General features: G+C 64.6%; 25 protein-coding genes and 1 tRNA gene. 5 read left to right on the top strand and 21 right to left on the bottom strand.

Translation table 11 applies throughout. The annotated features are described in order from the left end of the window. Positions 1 to 3: 3 nt before the first annotated feature. Positions 4 to 174, top strand: a complete 171-nt coding sequence (locus P775_RS06965; protein ID WP_425439892.1) for an MOFRL family protein — start codon at positions 4 to 6, stop codon at positions 172 to 174. Positions 175 to 288: 114 nt separating this feature from the next. On the opposite strand, the gene P775_RS06960 is transcribed toward P775_RS06965, so the two are convergent. The 18 genes from P775_RS06960 to P775_RS27965 all read right to left on the bottom strand — a co-directional run bounded on the left by P775_RS06960 (position 289) and on the right by P775_RS27965 (position 13927). After that, complete coding sequence (locus P775_RS06960; protein ID WP_099910306.1) at positions 289 to 1071, bottom strand: LamB/YcsF family protein; 783 nt, start codon at positions 1069 to 1071, stop codon at positions 289 to 291. Further along, positions 1068 to 2090: a 5-oxoprolinase subunit C family protein gene (locus tag P775_RS06955; protein ID WP_099910305.1), complete on the bottom strand. Its 1023-nt coding sequence runs from the start codon at positions 2088 to 2090 to the stop codon at positions 1068 to 1070. Before P775_RS06955 ends, P775_RS06960 begins: the two co-directional genes overlap by 4 nt. Further along, positions 2087 to 2824 (bottom strand): 5-oxoprolinase subunit B family protein, encoded by a 738-nt coding sequence (locus P775_RS06950; RefSeq protein ID WP_099910304.1) that lies wholly within the window; start codon positions 2822 to 2824, stop codon positions 2087 to 2089. The genes P775_RS06955 and P775_RS06950 overlap by 4 nt, the downstream gene beginning before the upstream one ends. Beyond that, positions 2814 to 3734, bottom strand: coding sequence for a hypothetical protein (locus P775_RS06945; protein ID WP_099910303.1), 921 nt, complete (start codon positions 3732 to 3734; stop codon positions 2814 to 2816). Before P775_RS06945 ends, P775_RS06950 begins: the two co-directional genes overlap by 11 nt. A gap of 140 nt (positions 3735 to 3874) precedes the next feature. Further along, positions 3875 to 5122 carry an NAD(P)/FAD-dependent oxidoreductase gene (locus P775_RS06940; protein ID WP_099910302.1) on the bottom strand — a complete coding sequence of 416 codons (1248 nt, stop codon included), beginning with the start codon at positions 5120 to 5122 and terminating at the stop codon, positions 3875 to 3877. Positions 5123 to 5430: 308 nt separating this feature from the next. Further along, complete coding sequence (locus tag P775_RS06935; protein ID WP_099910301.1) at positions 5431 to 5622, bottom strand: DNA gyrase inhibitor YacG; 192 nt, start codon at positions 5620 to 5622, stop codon at positions 5431 to 5433. Then, positions 5619 to 6638, bottom strand: coding sequence for a ribonuclease E/G (locus P775_RS06930; protein WP_099910300.1), 1020 nt, complete (start codon positions 6636 to 6638; stop codon positions 5619 to 5621). The genes P775_RS06935 and P775_RS06930 overlap by 4 nt, the downstream gene beginning before the upstream one ends. Further along, on the bottom strand, positions 6635 to 7213 hold the full coding sequence (locus P775_RS06925; RefSeq protein WP_099910299.1) for a Maf family protein: 579 nt from the start codon (positions 7211 to 7213) through the stop codon (positions 6635 to 6637). Before P775_RS06925 ends, P775_RS06930 begins: the two co-directional genes overlap by 4 nt. 66 nt (positions 7214 to 7279) lie before the next feature. Beyond that, positions 7280 to 7498 (bottom strand): translation initiation factor IF-1, encoded by a 219-nt coding sequence (gene infA, locus P775_RS06920; protein WP_005978431.1) that lies wholly within the window; start codon positions 7496 to 7498, stop codon positions 7280 to 7282. Between the two features lie 83 nt (positions 7499 to 7581). Further along, positions 7582 to 8466: a carbon-nitrogen hydrolase family protein gene (locus P775_RS06915; protein WP_099910298.1), complete on the bottom strand. Its 885-nt coding sequence runs from the start codon at positions 8464 to 8466 to the stop codon at positions 7582 to 7584. A gap of 35 nt (positions 8467 to 8501) precedes the next feature. Beyond that, a complete protein-coding gene (locus tag P775_RS06910; protein WP_099910297.1) occupies positions 8502 to 9095 on the bottom strand; it encodes a GNAT family N-acetyltransferase in 594 nt (197 codons plus the stop codon). After that, positions 9095 to 9490: a ketosteroid isomerase-related protein gene (locus P775_RS06905; protein WP_099910296.1), complete on the bottom strand. Its 396-nt coding sequence runs from the start codon at positions 9488 to 9490 to the stop codon at positions 9095 to 9097. Before P775_RS06905 ends, P775_RS06910 begins: the two co-directional genes overlap by 1 nt. Next, positions 9490 to 9936, bottom strand: coding sequence for an arsenate-mycothiol transferase ArsC (locus tag P775_RS06900; protein WP_099910295.1), 447 nt, complete (start codon positions 9934 to 9936; stop codon positions 9490 to 9492). Before P775_RS06900 ends, P775_RS06905 begins: the two co-directional genes overlap by 1 nt. Positions 9937 to 9939: 3 nt before the next feature. After that, positions 9940 to 10419 carry a UPF0262 family protein gene (locus P775_RS06895; protein WP_099910294.1) on the bottom strand — a complete coding sequence of 160 codons (480 nt, stop codon included), beginning with the start codon at positions 10417 to 10419 and terminating at the stop codon, positions 9940 to 9942. A 119-nt stretch (positions 10420 to 10538) separates the two neighbouring features. Further along, complete coding sequence (gene hisD / locus P775_RS06890) at positions 10539 to 11849, bottom strand: histidinol dehydrogenase (RefSeq protein WP_099910293.1); 1311 nt, start codon at positions 11847 to 11849, stop codon at positions 10539 to 10541. Between the two features lie 175 nt (positions 11850 to 12024). Next, positions 12025 to 12495, bottom strand: coding sequence for a DUF2948 family protein (locus tag P775_RS06885; RefSeq protein WP_099910292.1), 471 nt, complete (start codon positions 12493 to 12495; stop codon positions 12025 to 12027). Beyond that, positions 12492 to 13763: a UDP-N-acetylglucosamine 1-carboxyvinyltransferase gene (murA, locus tag P775_RS06880; protein ID WP_099910291.1), complete on the bottom strand. Its 1272-nt coding sequence runs from the start codon at positions 13761 to 13763 to the stop codon at positions 12492 to 12494. The genes P775_RS06885 and murA overlap by 4 nt, the downstream gene beginning before the upstream one ends. Before the next feature lie 5 nt (positions 13764 to 13768). Beyond that, positions 13769 to 13927: a hypothetical protein gene (locus tag P775_RS27965; protein WP_180287357.1), complete on the bottom strand. Its 159-nt coding sequence runs from the start codon at positions 13925 to 13927 to the stop codon at positions 13769 to 13771. 98 nt (positions 13928 to 14025) lie between these two features. On the opposite strand from P775_RS27965, the gene P775_RS06875 reads away from it, so the two are divergent. Both P775_RS06875 and P775_RS06870 read left to right on the top strand, forming a co-directional pair. Further along, positions 14026 to 14100 (top strand) — tRNA-Thr (locus tag P775_RS06875). 223 nt (positions 14101 to 14323) lie between these two features. Further along, positions 14324 to 14668 (top strand): hypothetical protein, encoded by a 345-nt coding sequence (locus P775_RS06870; protein WP_099910290.1) that lies wholly within the window; start codon positions 14324 to 14326, stop codon positions 14666 to 14668. Positions 14669 to 14777: 109 nt separating this feature from the next. Here the strand turns inward: P775_RS06870 and hisD (P775_RS06865) are convergent, their stop codons facing one another. Beyond that, positions 14778 to 16049, bottom strand: coding sequence for a histidinol dehydrogenase (gene hisD, locus P775_RS06865; RefSeq protein ID WP_099910289.1), 1272 nt, complete (start codon positions 16047 to 16049; stop codon positions 14778 to 14780). A gap of 130 nt (positions 16050 to 16179) precedes the next feature. Between hisD (P775_RS06865) and P775_RS06860 the strand changes: the two genes are divergently transcribed. Then, complete coding sequence (locus tag P775_RS06860) at positions 16180 to 17139, top strand: LysR family transcriptional regulator (protein WP_099910288.1); 960 nt, start codon at positions 16180 to 16182, stop codon at positions 17137 to 17139. Positions 17140 to 17276: 137 nt separating this feature from the next. Here the strand turns inward: P775_RS06860 and P775_RS06855 are convergent, their stop codons facing one another. Both P775_RS06855 and P775_RS06850 read right to left on the bottom strand, forming a co-directional pair. Beyond that, complete coding sequence (locus P775_RS06855; RefSeq protein WP_099910287.1) at positions 17277 to 18047, bottom strand: alpha/beta fold hydrolase; 771 nt, start codon at positions 18045 to 18047, stop codon at positions 17277 to 17279. A 110-nt stretch (positions 18048 to 18157) separates the two neighbouring features. Then, complete coding sequence (locus P775_RS06850) at positions 18158 to 18565, bottom strand: (R)-mandelonitrile lyase (RefSeq protein WP_099910307.1); 408 nt, start codon at positions 18563 to 18565, stop codon at positions 18158 to 18160. A gap of 197 nt (positions 18566 to 18762) precedes the next feature. Here P775_RS06850 and lepA point away from each other — a divergent pair, with 197 nt between their 5' ends. Beyond that, positions 18763 to 20565 (top strand): translation elongation factor 4, encoded by a 1803-nt coding sequence (gene lepA, locus P775_RS06845; RefSeq protein ID WP_099910286.1) that lies wholly within the window; start codon positions 18763 to 18765, stop codon positions 20563 to 20565. The last annotated feature ends 308 nt before the right edge of the window (positions 20566 to 20873 follow it).

The raw sequence follows: 20873 nt of genomic DNA, 5'->3' as shown, positions 1-20873 counted from the left end.
GGCGTGGTGGATGCGGGCACGGCAGCGCGGATTGCGCAGGCGGGTCAGGATGCCGGTGCGCTGCTGGGCAATAACGACAGCTACGCGGCGCTGGAGGCGGCGTGCGATCTGCTGACGACCGGGGCGACGGGCACCAATGTGGCCGATGTGCAGGTTTTGCTGATCCGTCCGTGAGGGGGCGTCCGCGAGTCTTTCTTAGAAACGAGCACCCAGCCCGGAATGAAGGCACATAGTGCCGACGGCACGCCTGCGGCGTGGCGGGCTGGCGCTGCCCTCTGTTGAGTATCCTTAGCCGACCGTCCCTTTGCGCCCCGCGAAGGGTTTCAGCGTCACGCCGTCAGCCTCAAGCGCGGCCTTGACCGAGCGCGCGATGTCGAGCGCCGTCTTGCCGTCGCCGTGCAGGCAGATCGTGTCCACCGCCGCCGGAATATGTTTGCCGCTTTCGGTGATGATGGCACCCGACCTGACCATATCGACCATCCGCCGCCCGGCTAGGGCCGCATCGTGGATCACAGCGCCGGGCAGGCTGCGGTCGACCAGCGTCGCGTCGTCATTATAGGCGCGGTCGGCAAAGATTTCGCCCGCCCAGGTGCAGCCCAGATCCTCGGCCGCCTGTTGCTGGGCTGTGGCGGCCAGCACCATGATGATGATGTCTGGGTCCACATCCAGCGCGCCCTGATAACAGGCGCGCGCCATGGCGGCATCAGCAGAGGCCATGTTGGCAAGCATGCCGTGCAGTTTGAGGTGCCGCACCACACCGCCTTCGGCTGCGGCCATGGCCCGCGCGGCGCCGAGCTGATAGCGCACGAGGTTGCGCAAGCTGTCCTGCGGCAAATCCATCCGGCGGCGGCCAAAGCCCTGCAGGTCGGGAAAACCCGGATGCGCGCCGATGCCGGTGCCGTTGGCGACGGCCTCGCGCATGGTTTGGGCCATCACGTCCCAGTCGCCGGCATGAAAGCCGCAGGCGATGTTGGCCGAGGTGATGACGCGCAGCAGATCGGCGTCCGATCCCATCACCCAAGGGCCAAAGCTTTCGCCCATATCGGCGTTCAGATCGACGGTCCTGGTCATGTCATGTCTCCTTCTGGGTCATACCCCGTCGTCACGCCGCTGATCAGCTGATAAGACAGCAGGTCGCGGATGTCGTGCGGGTTGCGGACGAGCGGTTTGATCTGGGTCGGCAGCGCCTTGATCTCGGCGCGGAAGCGGCGTTCGGCCTCCAAAGCTTCGTCCATGGTGACAAAGCGGAAGTCCAGCGTGGCCCCCGCCGGGGCCTGTGCGACGCGGGGCAGATCGCAGGGCAGAACAGTGCCGATGCGGGGATAGCCGCCGGTGGTCTGGCTTTCGGCCATCAGCACAAAGGGGGCGCCGTCGCCTGTCACCTGAATATCGCCCGGCACGATCAGTTCGGACACTACCGACAAGCCGCCCGAGACGCTGAAACCTTCGCCCTCGCTGGCCAGGCGCACGCCCATGCGGTTGGCGCGGGTGTCGCGACTGAAGCGGGTCGCGGTGAACCTGTCGCGCTGATCCTGTGGGAAGAGATCGGTTTGCAGGCTGGGCACGACGCGGATCGTGCCGCCGTTGAAGCGATCACTTTGCGGCAGGTGCAGGCCTGTGTCGCCGCCTGTATCCGTGCCCAGCGGCAGCTGATCGCCCGTGGCCAGCACCTTTCCCAGACCAGCGGCAAGGTGGGTGGATCGCGCGCCAAGGATCTGCGGCAGGTCGATGCCGCCGCCCACATGCAGATAGCCATAGGCGCCCGCCGTGACCGGGCCGATGTCGAGGATCGCGCCCCGGGGCAGCAGGTGCGACGCCCCCCAGGCGAGTTTGGCCCCGTCGATGGTGGCGCGCATGGTGGCGCCTGTCAGGGCGATGCGCAGATCGCGGCCCGCCTCGAACCGCCCGCCCATGCCAGCCATTTCCAGAACGGCGAGGTCGGCGGATTGGCCGAGCAGTGCGGCGCCTTCGGCCAGTGCCAGACGGTCCATCGCGCCACCGCGCGAGAGGCCATAGGCCAGCGTGCCGCTGCGGCCCATGTCCTGCACGGTGACGCCGGGGCCAATGCTGAGGACGGTGAGCGTGCTCATCGGATCACCTCGGACGTGGCGCCGCCGTCGGGGTCGGTGTCCATATTGGCGAGCTGATCAGGGGCTGTGGGGATGAACTGCGCCTCGTCCCCCGGGCGCAGCACAAAGGGCGTGTCGCTGTCGGGGCGGAACAGGCGGAAGGCGGTCTGCCCGATGTGACGCCAGCCGGTGGGGGTGGTGACGGAAAACAGGACAAGCTGACGGATCGCCACCACCAGCGCGCCCATGGGCACGGTGGGGGTCAGCGCACTTTGGCGGGGAATATCCCAGACCTCGGGCAATTCGCCCAGATAGGGCTGACCGGGGGCAAAGCCGATGGTGGTGACGCGGACGCGGGCGTTTGAGATCGAGTCGATGGCCTGTTCGACGCTCAGCCCGGCAACCTCTGCCGCCTCGGCCAGTTGCGGGGCGCGGTCGGTGCCGTAGACGGTGGGGATGCGGAAGAAACGCCGCCCTTGGGGGAGGTCGGCGTCTGTCCAGGTTTTCTCGGCCAGCAGGGTTTCGAGCTGCGGGCGGATGGAGTCCGCACCCGGGCCAAGGGGGTCGAAGCGCAGATAGGTCGAGACGAGGGAGGTCGAGGTTTCCTCGACCCCCGCCCAGCCGGCGCGGTCCACGGCGGCGCGAAAGGCAAGCGCCGCGCGGTTGGCGGGTTCTGACAGACGCTCGCCAAAGCTGACCAGCAGACCGTCTGTGCCGGCGCTGCGGATGCGGGGGAAGGTCGGGTCATCGGTCATAAAGGCGCCTTAGTAGAATGGGCGTGAGGTACATGGGGATCTGGTAGCAGCCGATGAACAGCAGCAAGGGGTCGGTGACGCCGGCAGGCAGTGCCACCAGAAACAGCGCGATGTTGCGGTTGCCCGCGATGATCGAGACGGGGACGGCCCAGCCCTCGCCGCTCCAGCGTCTGCGCATGAGGGCAAAGCTGGCCAGTTGCAGGCCGAAATTTACCGCCATGACGGCCAGCAGCCAGAGCGTGAGGCGGGTTGGATCGCTGCGCAGCAAGGGGCCGATCGCGGACATCAGGCCGACGACGATCACCGCCAGAGCGAGGGCGGATATCCCGTCGAGCGCGCGGATCTGCGCATCGCTCGGGCGGGGCAGCAGAATGGTGCGGCAGGCGAAGCCCCCGGCGACGGCGAGCATGGTGATTGCGATCAGCCAGACCACCGCCCGCAGCGCAGCCCCCGTGCCGCCCAGTTGCGGCAGCATGAGCAGCAGCGGCAGCACGGTCAGCGGGAAGAGCAGAGTGCCCAGCACCAGCACCCGCATCGCAGGCGCCGGGTCCTGCCCCGCCATGATCGCGAAATTCGGCGCGCCGGTGACCGAGGGTGCGGCCAGCATCAGCAGCACGGCGAGGCCAAAGGGGGTGTCGAGCACGCCGAAGAGGGCAAAGAGGAGAAGGGCCGTCAGCGGCAGTGCCACCTGCAGCACCAGCACCACCGACAGCGACCGCCGCCCCAGCGCCAGACCGCCCAACGCCGCCCGGGGTCCGACGCGCAACGCGGTGAGGAACAGCAAGAGCGCGACCAGTTCGGGCAGCCAAGGGCGCATCGCGCGCGCCACATCCGGCAGGGCCAGACCAGCCAGCAGCCCCAGAACAAGGCAGAGCCGCGCGTGGCGGGCAAGGATGTGCAGCGGGGCCAAGGATCATCGCACCTTTTGGGTCAGCTCGGGTTTAGACAGCGCGGGCCGCCGGGGCGGGGCCGCAGTGTGATTGGGGCAGTGTGTTCGGGGCAGATCATGTCACGCTCAGCCCCGCATGCAACACCCCGGTGGCGGCGCGTTCAGGCAAACCGCCCCGGCCGATAGGGGGTAAGGTCGGTGTTGGACGGTCGCCCGGTCAAAAGCCCCGCCAGCAGACGCCCGGTCTTTGGCCCGGCGGTCAGGCCGATGTGGTGATGGCCAAAGGCGGTATAGACGCCAGTGTCACGGATCTGCCCGATCAGCGGCAGGCTGTCAGAGGGCGCGGGGCGGTGGCCCATCCATTCAACCTCTTGCCCATGCGTGAGCCCCGGAAAGGCGCGTTTCACCTGACGGCGCAGCAGATCGAAGGGCGCGCGCGACGGGGCGGCGTCCAGCCCGCCGAATTCGATGATCCCGGCGCAGCGCAGCCCGGCATCCATCGGCGTTGCGACAAATTTGCCCGCCTGAATCATGAAGGGCACCCGGGGGCCGTTCTGCGCGCCGGTGAACACGATGTGATAGCCACGTTCGGATTCCATCGGCACCTTCAGCCCCAGTTTTTGCATCAGCGGCCCGGACCAGACCCCGCCCGCGATCACCGCACGGCTGCAGGGAATCGCGCCGTCCCGGGTCAGCAAGGCGGTGATGCGCCCGTCGGTCAGAGTGACATCCTGCACGTCCGTCTGACGGATCACCCCGCCCATCGCCACAAAATCCCGCGCCAGGGCTTTGACATAGCCACCGGGGTCGCGGACATGGCCATGATCCCTGAGCACGGCAAGGCAGCTGATCGAGGGGCCGAGGGTCGGTTCATAGTCGCGCACCGCGTCGCCTTCGATAACCTCGGGCAGAAAGCCGTGTTCGGCGCGCAGGCCCCAAGACCGCGCCTCGGAGTCGAAATCCGCGCGGTTGGCATAGGCATAGACATAATCGCCGGGCGTCACAAAGGACCGCGCCGCCAGCCCGTCGGTAAGCGCCATGTGCTGATCGACGCTGTCCGCAACAAGGGGCGACAAGCCGTCAGCGATGCGGCGGGTGTCAGCGCTGTTGGCGTTTGAGAGGTATTTCAGCAGCCAGGGCATCAGGCGCGGCAGATAGGCCCATTTCAGGAACAGCGGTGCATTGGGGTCCAGCAGCATGCCCGGCGCCTTCTGGATCAGGCCGGGGGCGGTGACCGGCAGCATGGCGCAGGCGGCGAGCACACCGCCATTGCCATGTGATGTGCCCTCGCCCGGTGCGGCGCGGTCGAGCAATATGACCTCGGCCCCGAAGCGGCGCAGCCAGAGGGCGGTGGAGACGCCGACAATCCCGGCGCCGATCACGACGATGGGTTGGGTGTCAGCGGGCATGTGGGAAATCTGTCATAGCGTCAATCCATTGCGGCAGTTCCGGGGTATCCCGACCGCAGGTGAACAGGGCAGCTGCGGGGAATTGCCGGGACAGTAGGATCAGGCCGCGCGGGCCGCAATGACCGACTGCCCCGCGGCGTCCAGTGATGCGCGGCAGCACTGCCAGAAAGGCCGCAAATAAGGGAGTGAAGTCTGTCGCGAACCGCTTTAAAGCGGTTTGCCTTTGACCGGAAACACACTCATCGCTTTTCGCTTTGGGGGCGCAGCCGACAGGCAGCAAACAAGCGATGAGTGTGAGGCAGGACGCTTTAGTGCGGCTTGTCCGGTGTTTCGGACGCATTCAGCACCGCATCCAGTGCGGCTTCGATATCATCCGGATCGTCAGACGGCAGCGCGTAGCTGCCGGTCATCCATTTGGCCAGATCCACATCCGCGCAGCGTTTTGAGCAGAAGGGACGATAGGCCGGATCGGTCTTGCGTTTGCAGATCGGACAGCTCACGCCAGCACCTGTGACAGGGCGATCCGATCTCTTTTACGCTGCAGTTCGAGATTGCCCATCGGGGTCCAGCCCACGAGGGTCGTTTCGATGGTGCAGAGTTTCAGTGCGGCGCGCAGGGCGGATTCTATGGTGCGGCGGTCCTTTTTCGGGACCGGTGCCATGTCGATGGTGATTTGACCGCCCAGACCGCGCAGGCGCAGCTGACGGGGCAGATCCTTCATCGCGGCCATGTTGACCTTGAGACCCGCCGCCGGGGTGGTGTCGCCGCCGGTGTTGATGTCCACTGCGACCAGCGCGCGGGTGGGTTCGATATACATCGACCCCTCGCCCAGCGAGACTTTGGGGCCGCGCAATTCCTCAAGCGCGTCCAGAACGCCCTGATTTTCAAAGCTGCCCTCGTCTGTGTCGACGCTGGCCTCTTCGGTCCATTCGCGCCAGGCGATGGCATGGGGGCTGTCGCCCTCGACCAAGGTTTCGGCGTCGCCTGTCAGGTCCTGCATCACCGTGGTGGCAAGGTCAGACATCGCGCGGATGTCTTCGGCAATTTCATCCGCATCGGCGCCCGCACAGGAGGAGCGCAGGATCAGGCCATTTGTACCCTCTTCCATCACCTCATGCGCCAGTTCAGTCAGGCGCAGGCGCTCTTCCTCATCCCGGATCGAGCGTGAGACGTTGAACCCCGGCGCGTCGGGGGTGACAATGGCATAGCGGCTTTTGAACAGGATCTTGGTGGTGACGGGAATCGCCTTGCCCGCCTCGGCGTAGCCTGTGACCTGAACCAGCAGCGGCTGACCGGCGGCCAACCCCTTGATCTGGCGCAGATAACAGGGTCCGTCTGGCGAACTCAGGAACATGCCGCCCTGCCCCTTCATCGGGCGCATGGCGATGGCGCGGTAGACCGTGCCGGGGCGCGGCAGATCGGTGTCGACCAACAGGTCCTGAAGCACGCCGTCCACCATGAGTGCGGCAGCTTCCTGCCCGTTCAGATGGTCAAGCGCGATGGTGCGGCCTTTCATGGCTGCTCCTTCCAAAGGGGATATCCGGCGGCGCGCAAAAGATGCGCGGCCTCAGTCAGCGGCAGGCCGACAACGGCGGTGAACGACCCGGAAATCCACGGGATGAACGCCCCCGCAGGCCCCTGAATGCCGTAACCGCCGGCCTTGCCCTGCCAGTCATTGGTGGCGAGATAGGCGTTGAGTTCCTCGTCCGACAGCGGCTTCATCTTGACCGCTGTCACGACGTCGCGTTCCCAGATCCGGGAGCCGCGCCGCACGGCCATCGCCGTGATGACCCGGTGACGCCGTCCGGACAGGGCCAGCAGAAACTGCGCCGCCTCGCCTGCATTTTGTGGTTTGCCCATGATGCGACGGCCCAGCGCGACGGTGGTGTCGGCAGAGAGGACGATGTCATCGTCATCCGCCTGCACGGCCAGAGCCTTTTCCCGCGCGAGGCGCACGCAATAGGGGCGCGGCAGTTCGCGGGGATGGGGATCTTCGTCAATATCGGGGGGGCGGATGTCATCCGCCACGACCCCCAGCTGGGCCAGCAGTTCACGACGGCGCGGACTGCCAGAGCCGAGGATCAGCTTCACGCCTGCCCCGGCGCGCGTTTCAGCCTGGCCTTGCGGCCATATGACGGGACAGCGGTCATCATGCGCTTACTTGAAGCGATAGTTGATCCGACCCTTGGTCAGATCGTAGGGGGTCATTTCGACCTGTACTTTGTCGCCTGCGAGGACACGGATGCGGTTCTTGCGCATCTTTCCTGCCGTATGTGCGATGATCTCATGGCCGTTTTCAAGCTCGACCCGGAACGTCGCATTCGGCAGGAGTTCCTTCACGACACCGGGAAATTCGAGCGTATCTTCCTTGGCCATGGTCTCTCCTGAGTTACCGACTCTGTCTATCTGCAGAGCGCAGCACTAAATGGGCGCATTCCGTCAGATTTTCAAGGCCCAAATCAGCCCAATTGCACGATGGGCGCAGGGACATCGCGGCCCAGCTGTTCGATCCAGTGCTGACGGTTCAGAACGACACCATTGGCGCGCACATCTGCGACATGGGCGATGTCGACCTCGGCGTAGGTCCAGCCCGGCTGGTTCAGCGTGCCCTCAGCGATGACGCCGGTGGCAGGAAATCCGGTGTCGGGCGGTCCAAAGATGCCGCCCATGCCCACACTGGTATCCACCGCCTCTGACCAGCTGGCGGCACCAACGGTCGAGGACATGACCGTCACGCATTGCTGTTCCAGCGCGCGGGCCATCGACCCGATGCGCACGCGCCAGTAGCCGCTCAAGGCTTCGGTGCAGGACGGCACGAGGATCAGATCGGCCTCTGACAGGGCGCGCGCCAGCAGGGGATATTCGCTGTCGTAACAGATCAGAATGCCAAGTTTACCAAGGGCTGTGTCGAACAGGGTCAGCGGGTGGCCTGCGACAACGCCCCAGACCTCGCGTTCGAACCGGGTCATGATCTGCTTGTCCTGCCAGCCATTGGCGCCGCTGGGCGCAAAAAGGCGGGCGCGGTTCACCGGGCGCGGGCCGATGTTGGGATCAAACACCGGGGCAGAGGCGGCCACGATATGCACGCCATATTCCCGTGCGAGCCGGGCGTGCAGCACGTCAGCGTCCGGCACACGGTCCGAAACGGCGTGCAGCGACGCCTCAAGATCACCAGCGACATCCGCCCCGGCCAGCGTGGCAAGCTCCATCGAGCCGTATTCCGGAAACAGCAGCAGATCCGCGCCATTGCCCGCCGCCTCGGCCACCCAGGATGTGATCTTGGCGGCGTAAGCGTCCCAGTCGGGCAGAAAGTCCATCGGATAGGCGGCTGTGGCGATTTTCATCTGGGGTTCCTGTGCTCAGAAGGCGGGTTCGGAGATCATGGTTGCGAAGTGAGCCGTTTGCCCCAGAATTGCAAGGGCTTGGCGGTTTCCTCTGGCTGATCCACATCCTTCCAGCGGAACTGCGCGATCACACCATCCAGCGGCGCATAGCCGCGTTTGCGCCAGAAGGCGTCCAGCGGGGAATAGTGCGCGGGCCTCAGCGGATGATCCGCCGGGCGCTGGACGGAACAGAAGGCGGCAAAGTCAAAGCCGAGTTTCCGCGCATGGTCTTCGCGCAGATCAAAGAAGCGGTGCCCGACCCCCTGCCCCCGGCATTCGGGCAGCAGCACCGATTCGGCGCAATAGAAGACATCCGTTATGGCAAGCGGGCTGGCGTCAAAGGCGGTGGCGAAATCCTCGGCATGTTCGCTCATCGGGGCACCGGTTGAGGCACCGACCAGCCGGTCGCCGTCAAATGCGCCCACAAGAACTGCGCGCGCGCTGTCGCGGTAGGTTTGCAGGTAGCTGCGCTCATATTCCAGGTCGCCGTCATAGAGGTAGGGCCAGCTGCGAAAAACCTCGATCCGCAGCCGCGCCACATCGTCCAGCGCCGCGACCAGCGCGGCGCCTGTCAGAACCTCGACCCGCATCACGAGACCTGTTTGATCCAGTCCGCCAGATTGTAATAGGTCACCACGCGGGTGATTTTGCCATCGACGAGGGAAAAGAACGACCCGGCAGGCAGGCGATAGGACTGGTTTTTCGCCTCTGGCAGGCCCGCGTCGGTTTCAAGGTAGGTGCCGTTGACCATGAATTCCGCCGCACCGCGCGCGCCATCCTCGGCCTCGAACAGCACGAGTTCGGTCAGCTTTTCATCATAACAGCGGTCCATATGGGCGCAGAATTCGGCAAAAGCCTCGCGCCCCATGCGCACCTGACCCTCGTTCACATAATGCGCCACATCTTCGGACAGACAGTCGAGCATACCCGCCGTGTCCCCCCGGTTGAAGGAATCGAAATACCGCGCCAAAGTCGCCTTGCCCATCACTGTCCCCATTTTCCTTTGAGTTGGTCAAAAATCTGATCCCGCGTCTGCCGGTAGGCGTTCAGCTTGGCCTCGCGGCATTCACCGATGCCGGTGGGATCCATGATCGGCCAGTATTCGACCGACAGATGAAACAGCCGCGTCAGATCCAGCGCCTTGCGCTGGGACGCGGGTGACATGGCGACGATCAGATCAAAGCCTGACAGCGTCTCGCCATAGTGTTCGAGATCGTCGAAATTGCGCGCCCGGTGGCGCGACAACTCGACCTCGATCTCCTTGCAGGCGGCGATGGCAAAGCCGTCGACATCCAGATCGTTCAGCACCCCCACGGATTGCACATAGGTGTCGAAACCGTAAAGCTTTTTCATGATGCCTTCGGCCATGGGCGAGCGGACGGCGTTGTGGTCGCAACAAAACAGGACGGATTGTGGCAGCGTGCGTGGCACCCGTCAGCCCCCGAAATGCAAAACACAGACCAGGGTGAACAAACGCCGGGCAGTGTCATCGTCGATCGTCACCTTGCCCTCCAGCCGTTCCTGCAAAACACGCGCCCCTTCGTTATGGATGCCGCGCCGGGCCATGTCTATGGTTTCGATCTGGCTGGGCGGCAGGTTCTTGACCGCTTCGAAGTAGCTTTTACAGATCTGAAAGTAATCTTTGACCACCTGCCGGAAGGGCGACAGCGACAGATGGAATTCCGCCGCCTTTTCGTGGGCTTCTGTCACGACATCGAACACCAGCCGCTTTTCGCGGATCGACAGACCCACATTATAGGGGCCAGACGGCACGATGCGGTCATCCCGCTGCGGCAGAACAAAGGAATTATGCTCCATCAGATCGAACATCGCGACGCGGCGTTCCTGTTCGATCTCGGGCGTGGGCGGCGGCAAATTGGCGTCGTCCAGTTCGATATGTGCGATATGGCTCATGGACGGACCCCCTTGCCTGCGATCCCGGTTAATAATGCGTAACCTGTTCTGACCCACTGGGCAATTGCGCCGTTTGGCGGGGGGGCCGTTTTGGCGGTGTCTGCCCCCTGCCCCCGGGGTTATGCCCCGGGATCGTTCAGCTTTTGCAGCCGTGCGCTGACAGACAATCCGTGCGCCTCAAGGCTTTCCGACGTGGCCAGCCGTTCGGCTGCGGGGCCGATGGCGCGCAGGGCCTCGGGTGTCATGCGCGCCAGCGTGGTGCGTTTGACGAAATCGAGCACCGAGAGGCCCGAGGAGAAGCGGGCAGAGCGCGCCGTGGGCAGCACGTGGTTCGGCCCGCCCACATAGTCGCCAATCGCTTCGGGCGTCCATTGACCCAGGAAAATCGCCCCGGCATGGGTGACGGTCTGGCTGAGGCCTTCAGGATCGGCGACACAAAGTTCGAGGTGTTCGGGGGCAATACGGTCGGACAGCGCGGCCGCCTCGGCCAGATCGCGCACGGTGATCACCGCGCCGAAGTCACGCCAGCTGATCCCGGCGATCTTGCGGCGTTCCAGCGTTTCCAGCCGTTTTTCCACCGCCCGCGCCACGGCCTGACCAAAGGCGGCGTCGGTGGTGATCAGGATGGACTGCGCGCTTTCGTCATGTTCGGCCTGGCTGAGCAGATCAAGCGCGATCCAGTCGGGATCGTTGTCCGCATCGGCAATGACAAGGATTTCCGACGGGCCGGCGATCATGTCGATGCCGACCTTGCCAAAGACGCGGCGTTTGGCAGCGGCGACAAAGGCATTGCCGGGGCCGGTGATCTTGTCCACCGCCGGGATCGTTTCGGTGCCATAGGCGAGTGCTGCAATCGCCTGTGCCCCGCCGATGCGATAGATTTCATCAACGCCGCTGATCCGCGCCGCCAGAAGCACCAGCGGGTTGATCACCCCGTCCGGCGTCGGCACGGTGATGCAGAGGCGCGGCACGCCTGCCACCTTGGCGGGAATCGCGTTCATCAGAACAGAGGACGGATAGCTTGCCAGCCCACCGGGCACATACAGGCCCGCCGCCGCCACCGGCGTCCAGCGCCAGCCCAGCGTCGCGCCGTCGGGATCGGTCCATTGCGCATCTTCGGGCATCTGGCGCACGTGATAGGCGCGGATGCGCTGCGCGGCGAGTTCCAGCGCGGCGCGGTCTTCGGGCGAAACCTTGGCGATTTCGGCGTCAACCTCTTCGCGGCCAAAGGCGAGGGTCTGGGGCGTCAGCTGCAGACGGTCGAATTTCGCCGTCAGATCCAGCACGGCGGCATCGCCGCGCTTGCGCACATCGGCGATGATTGCGGCAACGATATCATCCACATCCGGGCTGTCCTCGCGCTTGGCGCTGAGCAGCTGTTTGAAGGATGCCTCGAAATCGGGCTGGGTGGTGTCGAGAAAGACCGGCATGGCAGACCCCTTTGCTTTGCGCCGACATAGCCCGTGGGGCGGCAGGCCTCAAGCGGCGGGTTGCGGTGCGTTTTGGGATGCGTCGCACCGGGGGGGCCAGCCCCCCCCACCCCCCCCCGGGATATTTAGGGGCAGATGAAACGGGGTTTCACAAAATGGGGGCTGGAGTGCGGGATTATTGCGGGTGCTGCGGCACCTTGCCAGAGGGGGCGACGTAGGGGCGGGTCACATCCCGGAGCGAGACTTCGAGCGCCTCGACCTCGGCCCGCAATGCGCCATCCCCGGCAAGGGTCAGCAGCACGTTGCCAGAGGCATCCGGGCCCGGCTCGAACGTCACCGACATCAGCGACAGGACGGTGTCACGGTCCGACCGGTCCACACCCTGACTGCCGACGCCCAGCACGTTTTCGATCACCAGCAGCGACTGCACCCGTTCCGGCGGGCGGGTCGCGACGGTCTGATCCTCCCACCGCATGCGGTTGATCAGCAGCGCGAGACGGCGGTGTTTCGGCTGCCAGGTCATTTCGGACACCGGAAACACCGCATCCTGCGCAAGCGCCGACAGAACGGCGAGGTCTTCGATATCCATCGCGCCAAGGTTCAGCGGACGGGTTGTGCCGTCTTCAAAGCGTGCATCTTCGGTCATTGGCCTTTTACCCTCTCGATTTTGGCCCCCACGCTGGACAGCTTACGCACCACATGTTCATAGCCGCGGTCCAGATGATAGACGCGATTCACCGTGGTTTCCCCTTCAGCCGCGAGGCCCGCGAGGATAAGTGAGACCGAGGCGCGCAAATCGGTCGCCATGACCGGCGCGCCCTTGAGCTTTGCAACACCCGTGACGGTGGCATGGCCGCCGTGCACGTCGATTCTGGCCCCCATGCGCATCAGCTCCGGCGCATGCATGAAACGATTCTCAAAGATCTTCTCTTCAAGCACCGAGGTGCCTTCGGCGGTGCAGAGCAGCGCCATCATCTGTGCCTGCAGATCGGTGGGAAAGCCCGGGAAGGGTTCGGTCGTCACATCCACTGCCTGAATGCGGCCATTCTTGCGCGCAACCGTCAGGCCCTCGGGCGTTTCGGTGACGCTGATGCCCGCCGCGTCGAGTTTTTCACAGAAGGCGGCCAGCAGATCGATTCGCCCGCCCAGCAACGTCACCTCTCCGCCGCAGATCGCCGGGGCCAGCATATAGGTGCCCAGCTCGATGCGGTCGGTGACCACACGGTGCGTCGCCCCGCCCAGACGGTCGACCCCCTGAATGGTGATCGTCGATGTGCCTTCGCCCTCGATCTGCGCGCCCATCTTGCGCAGGCACTGGGCCAGATCGACAATCTCGGGTTCGCGCGCAGCATTGCGGATCTCAGTTGTACCCTTGGCCAGTGTCGCTGCCATCAGCGCATTCTCCGTCGCCCCGACCGAGGCAATGGGGAAATCAACGATACCCCCGCGCAACCCCCCGGCAGGCGCCTTGGCATGCACATAACCGTCGCGCAGCTCCAGCTCGGCCCCCATCGCCTCAAGCGCCTTGAGGTGCAGATCGACGGGGCGCGCCCCAATGGCACAGCCGCCGGGCAGCGACACCACCGCATGACCGTCGCGCGCCAGCATCGGGCCCAGCACAAGGATCGAGGCGCGCATCTTGCGCACGATGTCATAATCGGCGGTGTGGTTGTGGATATTGTGGCTCGACAGGGCCAGCACCTGACCGTCCTGCAGGCTCTGCACCTCGGCACCCAGCGATTGCAGCAGGGTGGTCATGGTGCGGATGTCCGACAGGCGCGGCGCATTGGTCAGCGTCAGCGGCTCGTCGCTGAGCAGCGTCGCGGGCATCAGGGTGAGGCAGGCGTTTTTCGCGCCTGCAATGGGGATCTGGCCGGACAGCGGCCCGCCCCCCGTGACGATAATCGAATCCATGCCTGTTATCCTTTGTTCTTTTCTGCGCCCTCTGCGGGCGGCGTGTCGCCCGTCCGGGCCCGGGCCTGCGCCTTGCGACGCGACAGATTCGCCTTGAGCGCGGCCTTGAGCCGGGCTTCGCGGTGATCTTTGGGTGTTTTCGGCGGGCTTGGTTTCTGCTCCATGCGCCCTCTGTAACGCAGAGGGTAAAAAGCGTCCAGATTGCCCTTGCACCGAATGAGAATTGCGTCTAATCACCCGCCACGCCAGTCAGGCGACGGTTGCTGTGGTAGCTCAGTGGTAGAGCACACCCTTGGTAAGGGTGAGGTCGGGAGTTCAATCCTCCCTCACAGCACCAGTTTTATTCTTCAAGATCAATGCGATTGCGGCGACGCGCCTGTGCGCGCGATAAGCCCCGCGCCCGGTGGCATAAACTTTGGCCAGCTGTGCGGTCTGTTACAATCGTGAATTGAACCTCTGTGCCCTCTCGGGGTAGAACTGCCCGAGGCAGGGATGCGTGAAACATGGGGGCAAGCCCCGGGCAGGCATCCGGGAATTTGGGCAGATCAGGGGCGGGACAGATGCGGATACTCTGTGGGGCGGTGGCGCTGGCGATACTGGCGGGATGCGGTGGACAGCGGGCACCAGACAATTACGGGCGGGTGACCACGTTTTCCTCGGGTCCGGTCAACACGGCTTGCATGACCTCGGATCGCAAGGCGCGCAATTCGCAGCTGTGTGGCTGCATTCAGACCGTTGCGAACCGAGAGTTGAGCCGTCAGGACCAGCGCATCGCCGTGACGTTTTTCAAGGACCCGCACCGCGCGCAGGAAATCCGCCAGTCTGACCGGCCCAATCACGAAAACTTCTGGAAGCGGTACAAAGCCTTCAGCGCTCAGGCTGAACAAAGCTGCCGCGGCTACTGAGACCTGCGGTCGCGGCGAGCCTCTGACCGCCGCTCACGACAATACCGGAACCGCCGGTTCCGGTGTCCCAGGTCGATCTGGTCTCTGAACGGCCAAGACACGGGGGAGCTCACAACTCCGGCCCGATCAGCCGCGCATCGGCGGTCAGGGCATGCCCCTCCATCCCCTCGGCCCGGCTGATCACGGCGGTGGCGCGGGCAAGATCCGGCAGGGCAGCGCCGGTGACACGCTGCCAGGTGACGGTTTTCAGGAATTTATGCACAGACAATCCCCCGGTATAGCGCGCCGCGCGTCCGGTGGGCAGGACATGGTTCGGCCCTGCCGCCTTGTCCCCAAAGGCCACTGTGGTTTGCGCGCCAAGGAAAAGTGAGCCGTACGCGGTCAGCCGGCCCCGCCACCAATCAAGGTCAGCGGCCTGCACATGCAGATGTTCGGGCGCATAGAGGTCGGCGGTCTGTGCCATCTCTTCGCGGTTTTCACAGAGCAGGATTTCGCCCAGAGCGCCCCATGCGGCACTGGCCGCGCTGCGGTTGGGTTCGGGCAGGCGGGCAAGGGTTTGTGGCATCAGGCGCGCGACGGCATTGGCCAGCGGCGCGTGGTCGGTGGCAAGCCAGACCGGAGAATTGGCGCCATGTTCGGCCTGTCCGGCAAGGTCCAGCGCCACCAGTGCGGGGTCGGCTGTCGCATCCGCCAGGATCATGCTGTCGGTGGGCCCGGCCACCATGTCGATGCCGGTGGGGCCGAACAGCTGGCGCTTGGCCTCGGCCACATAGGCATTGCCGGGACCGGTCAGGATATCGGCGGCGGGACCGTAACAGCCCTGCGCCAGCGCGGCGATGGCCTGCACCCCGCCAAGGGCCAGCACGCTGTCCGCCCCGGCCAGATGCATGGCGTAGAGGATGGCCGGGGGGATGCCGCCGGCGCGGGGCGGTGAGCAGGCGATGACATGGCGCACGCCCGCGGCCTTGGCCGTGGTGATGGTCATCAGGGCCGAGGCGATATGCGCATAGCGCCCGCCCGGCACATAGGCGCCCGCGCAGCTGACCGGGATCACCCGCTGCCCGGCGATCAGACCGGGGCGCAGCTCCAGTTCGAACTCTGTCAGGCTGCCGCGCTGGGCCAGCGCAAAGGCGCGGATATTGGCATGGGCGTACTCAATGGCGGCGCGCAGATCGTTGGGAATGCGTGCCGCAGCCCCGGCAAGCGTTTCGGGCGCAACCACGATATCCCCCTGCCAGCCATCCAGCTGATGGGCATAGTCGCGCACTGCCGCATCGCCCTGCATGGCGATACGGGCAAGCATGATCTGCACCGTGTCGGCGGTATCGCGCGAGGTTTGCGGCGGCAGGCCGGGGGCGGATTTGATCTGGCGCGGGGGCATGGGGCTGGTCCTGTTCCGGGTATTCCCGATTGACGCTGGGCAAAGAGAGTTTCACAAAAGGTGAATGTGGCACCGGGACGGATCCGCGTGCAAAAGGATCTGGCCAAAGGATCGGGGGGGGGGCGGCGGTATGCTCAAAGGGGTGACCCTGCGCGGGCTTGAGGTGTTCGAGGCGCTCGCCGCCAGCGGATCGGTCGCGCAGGCGGCCGAGGTGACGGGGCTGAGCCAGCCCGCCGTCAGCCAGCAGATGCGCAATCTGGAAACTGCTCTGGGCGCCGATCTGATGGATCACGCCAGACGGCCCATGGTGCTGACCCCGGCGGGGCGGTCGTTCCTGACCCGCACCCAAAGCATTCTGGGCCAGCTGCGGCTGGCGCAGAATGAACTCACCGTGATGGATCTGAGCCATCTGAGCACGCTCAACCTCGGTATGATCGACGATTTCGACAATGATCTGACCCCGCGACTGGTCACACTTCTGGCCGAAAGCCTGACTCGCTGCCGATTCAAGCTGATCAGCGCCCCCAGTCACGAAATCACCGCCGCGATGCAGGCGCGCCACCTGCACATCGCCGTGGCCGCCAGCAATGGCGCGCAGATGACGGGGATTGCCGAATATCCGTTGGTGCGCGACCCGTTTCTGCTGGTCTGCCCGCGCGGCGCGGCGCAGGACGCAGGCTCGGTCGAAGGCATGATGCAGACGCTGCCGCTGCTGCGCCACGACCGCGACCAGTTCATCGGCCGCCAGGTCGAGGCGCATCTGATGAGGCTCAAGCTGGACTTTCCCGGGCGATTCGAGATCGGCACCCATCTGACGCTGATGACGCTGGTGGCGCGCGGGCTGGGCTGGGCGATCACCACCCCGCTGGGCTACATGCGCGCCCACCGCCTGCAGGATCAGATCGAGGCGCACCCCCTGCCCTTCAAACCCTTTGCACGCCGGATTTCGCTGTTTGCCAGTGTGGACTGGGCGGAAAACGTGCCGCGCGACGTGGCGCGCACCATGCGCCATCTGGTGCAGGACGGCGTGATCACCCCCGCGCTGCAGCAGATGCCTTGGCTGCAGGACGGCTTTCGCATCGAGGACTGATCCGCTGGGCGTATGACAGGCCATGCTTTGCCTCCTTTGAGGCAGAGCATGAAACGGCGCGCCCGGCAGGCCAAGGGGGGCGGGCCCCCTTTACCAAGTTCGATCAGCAGTTTTCAGAAAACAAAATCTGCGGCGGATCAGGGCAGAGCGGCAAAATCCAGGAAGGCGCGCACAGACGCCTCGAAATCGCGGGGCTTTTCGGCATGCAGATAATGGGTCGTGCCGGGAATCTTGGCAAAACGCGCCTTGGGGAACAGCGCGCGGATCGCGGGGCGATGGTCCGCCTGCACATAATCGGAGTCGGCCCCCGACAGAAACAGCGTGGGATGATCAAACTGCGCGTCGATCTGCGGAAAATCCAGGATCCCTGGCATCTCCTGCGCCAGCAGGTCCAGGTTCAGCTTCCAGCGCTTGTCCTTCACATCCAGCGACTGGGTGAAAAACGCCTGCAGCGCCGGGTCCGCCACATGCTCCGCCAGCTGCGCCACAGCGTCCGAGCGGCGCTCTACCTGCGACAGATCCACCGCCTGCATGGCGCGCACGTGCTGGATCTGGCTGTGATCATAGGCCACCGGCGCGATATCCGCGACGATCAGGCGGCTGACCGCATCGGGATGGGTCAGCGCCAGCACCATCGCCGCCTTGCCCCCCATGGAATGCCCCATGACATCGGCCCGCCCGCCATGGGCGGCAATCACCTCGGCCAGGTCATCGGCCATGTCGCGGTAGCTGTGACTGTCGGTCCAGGGGCTGTCGCCATGGTTGCGCAGATCGACGGCGATCACCTGCCTGTCGTCGGACAGACGTTTGGCGATGACACCCCAGTTGCGCGCAGAACCGTAAAGCCCGTGCACGATAAGAAGCGGAGGCTGCCCGGTGGGCGTGCCGTGAAGGATCTGATTGAGCATACCGTCGTCTTACTGCGCCAGCGGGCGTGGTGCCAGTGGCAAGGTGGGATTTGCGTATTTGGGAAAGAGAAGAAGCGGGGTGTTTCCCGCATCAACGAAAGGGATGACCGTCAGTCTGCAGGTGGGGCGGAATACTCAGCCTCGCTCACCTGCTCCAGCCAGTCGGCGGCAGAGCCGTCCTTGGCCTCTTGCAGGGCAAGGTGGCACAGGGCGCTGTCGGGCGCTGCGCCGTGCCAGTGCCGCTCACCCGGGGCAAAGAACAGCGTATCGCCGGGGTTCAGCGCCTGCACCGGGCCGCCGTCCGTCTGCGCGCGACCCAGCCCCGACAGGATCACCAGCGTCTGACCATAGGGATGGGTGTGCCAGGCGGTGCGCGCACCGGGCTGAAAGGTGACGCGCGCGGCATTGACCCGGGAGGGGGCGCCGGGCGTCGGCACGGGTTCGATTGTCACCTCTCCGGTGAAATATGCGGCCGGTCCGGGGTTTGTGGCCTGCGCGCCTGCACGGGTGATCTGCATCTGCATCTCCTTTGGTTGGGGGCAGGTAAACATGGATGGGCAGGGGATGCCATGGGGTTGGCGACAGATGCGACACCCGTCAGGCGGCGCTCACCCTACCATCCCCCGCGCGGGAATGTCCGCGAATGTCCCGGCTATTCCCGCCACGCAGCTCAGCCACCTTGACCACCCATGAAATCCGCATCATATCCCGAACCATGACCCAGCTTTCGCACATCCGCAACTTCTCCATCGTCGCCCATATCGACCACGGGAAATCCACCCTGGCCGACCGGTTGATCCAGTCCACAAACACCGTCACCGAACGGGAGATGAAGGAACAGCTTCTCGACTCGATGGATATCGAGCGCGAGCGTGGAATCACGATCAAGGCCAACACTGTCCGCATCGAATACATCGCGGAAGATGGGGAAACCTACATCCTCAACCTGATCGACACGCCCGGCCACGTGGACTTTGCCTATGAGGTCTCCCGCTCCATGCGCGCGGTCGAAGGCTCGCTTCTGGTGGTGGACGCAACCCAAGGGGTCGAGGCGCAGACGCTGGCCAACGTCTATACAGCCATCGACGCGGATCACGAGATTGTCCCGGTGCTGAACAAGATCGACCTGCCCGCGGCAGAGGTCGAGCGGGTCAAGGAACAGATCGAAGATGTCATTGGCATCGATGCCTCGCAATCGTGCCTGATCTCGGCCAAGACCGGCGTCGGCATCCCGTCGGTGCTGGAAGCAATCGTCAAACGCCTGCCCCCGCCGAAAGAGGGTGACCCGAACAAGCCGCTGCGCGTGATGCTGGTGGATTCGAAATACGACGCCTATCTGGGCGTTGTGGTCATCGTGCGCGTCATCGACGGTGTGCTGAAAAAAGGCCAACGCATCAAGATGATGAAGACCGGCGGCACCTATGACATCGACCGCATCGGCGTCTACCGCCCCGCGATGTTCGAGGTAAAGGAGTTGGGCCCGGGCGAGATCGGCTATATCACCGCGCAGATCAAGCAAGTGCGCGACACCCGCGTCGGCGACACGATCACCACCGAAAAGAAGGGCTGCGAGGTCGCACTCCCCGGCTTCAAGCCGTCGATCCCCGTGGTGTTCTGCGGCCTCTTCCCCGTGGATGCCAATGATTTCGAAGATCTGCGTGATGCGATGGAAAAGCTGGCGTTGAACGACGCCTCCTTCTCGTTCGAAATGGAAACCTCTGCCGCGCTTGGCTTTGGCTTTCGCTGCGGCTTCCTCGGCCTGCTGCACCTCGAAGTGGTGCGCGACCGGCTGGAACGCGAATACGACATCGACCTGATCACCACAGCGCCCTCGGTCATCTACAAGATCTTTTTGCGCGACGGGTCTGAGGTCGAGTTGCACAACCCCTCTGACATGCCCGACCCGTCCACCATCGACCATATCGAAGAACCGCGCATCAAGGCGTCGATCCTTGTGCCAGACGAATATCTTGGCGATGTGCTCAAGCTCTGTCAGGACCGGCGCGGCGAACAGATGGATCTGACCTATGTCGGCTCGCGCGCCATGGCTGTCTATGATCTGCCACTGAACGAGGTGGTGTTCGACTTCTACGACCGGCTCAAATCGGTGACCAAGGGCTATGCCTCGTTCGATTACCAGATCACCGGCTACCGCGAAGATTACCTCGTCAAGATGCAGATCCTGGTAAACGACGAACCGGTTGATGCGCTGTCCACCATGGTCCACCGCGACCGGGCGGAAATGCGGGGCCGCGCGATGGTTGAAAAGCTCAAGGATCTGATCCCGCGCCACATGTTCAAGATCCCGATCCAAGCGGCCATCGGCGGCAAGGTGATCGCGCGTGAAACCCTTGCCGCGATGCGCAAGGATGTGACGGCGAAATGTTACGGCGGCGACGCCAGCCGCAAGAAAAAGCTGCTGGAAAAGCAGAAAGCCGGGAAAAAGCGGATGCGCCAGTTCGGCAAGGTCGACATCCCGCAAGAGGCGTTCATTTCCGCCCTCAAGATGGACAGCTGAGAACAGCGCGGGGCGGGGATTTCCCCGCCCTGAACCGTTGCGACCCACAGCTGTCCCACGCCAATGTGACGGCCTGCCCCTGCCCAAACCGCGCTTGATCCGCTATTCTGGTGAAAAAACACCCGAGCAGGAGTTCACATGCGCCCTTTTCTGACAGCCCTTATCGTTGCGGCCCCGATGCTTGCCGCCCAATCCGCCACCGCCGCCGTCTGTGATTACCGCCCCAGCATTGTCGCGGGCAAGATCGGCTCGGCCGCGGGCAAGGCCACCGGCGCGGTCGCCGGGGCGGCGGGCAGCGGTGTGCGTGC

This window comes from Puniceibacterium antarcticum (genome assembly GCF_002760615.1).
GTDB lineage: Bacteria > Pseudomonadota > Alphaproteobacteria > Rhodobacterales > Rhodobacteraceae > Puniceibacterium > Puniceibacterium antarcticum.
The sequence above is the reverse complement of the archived record's forward strand: the minus strand, read 5'-3'. Positions and strand labels throughout refer to the sequence as shown.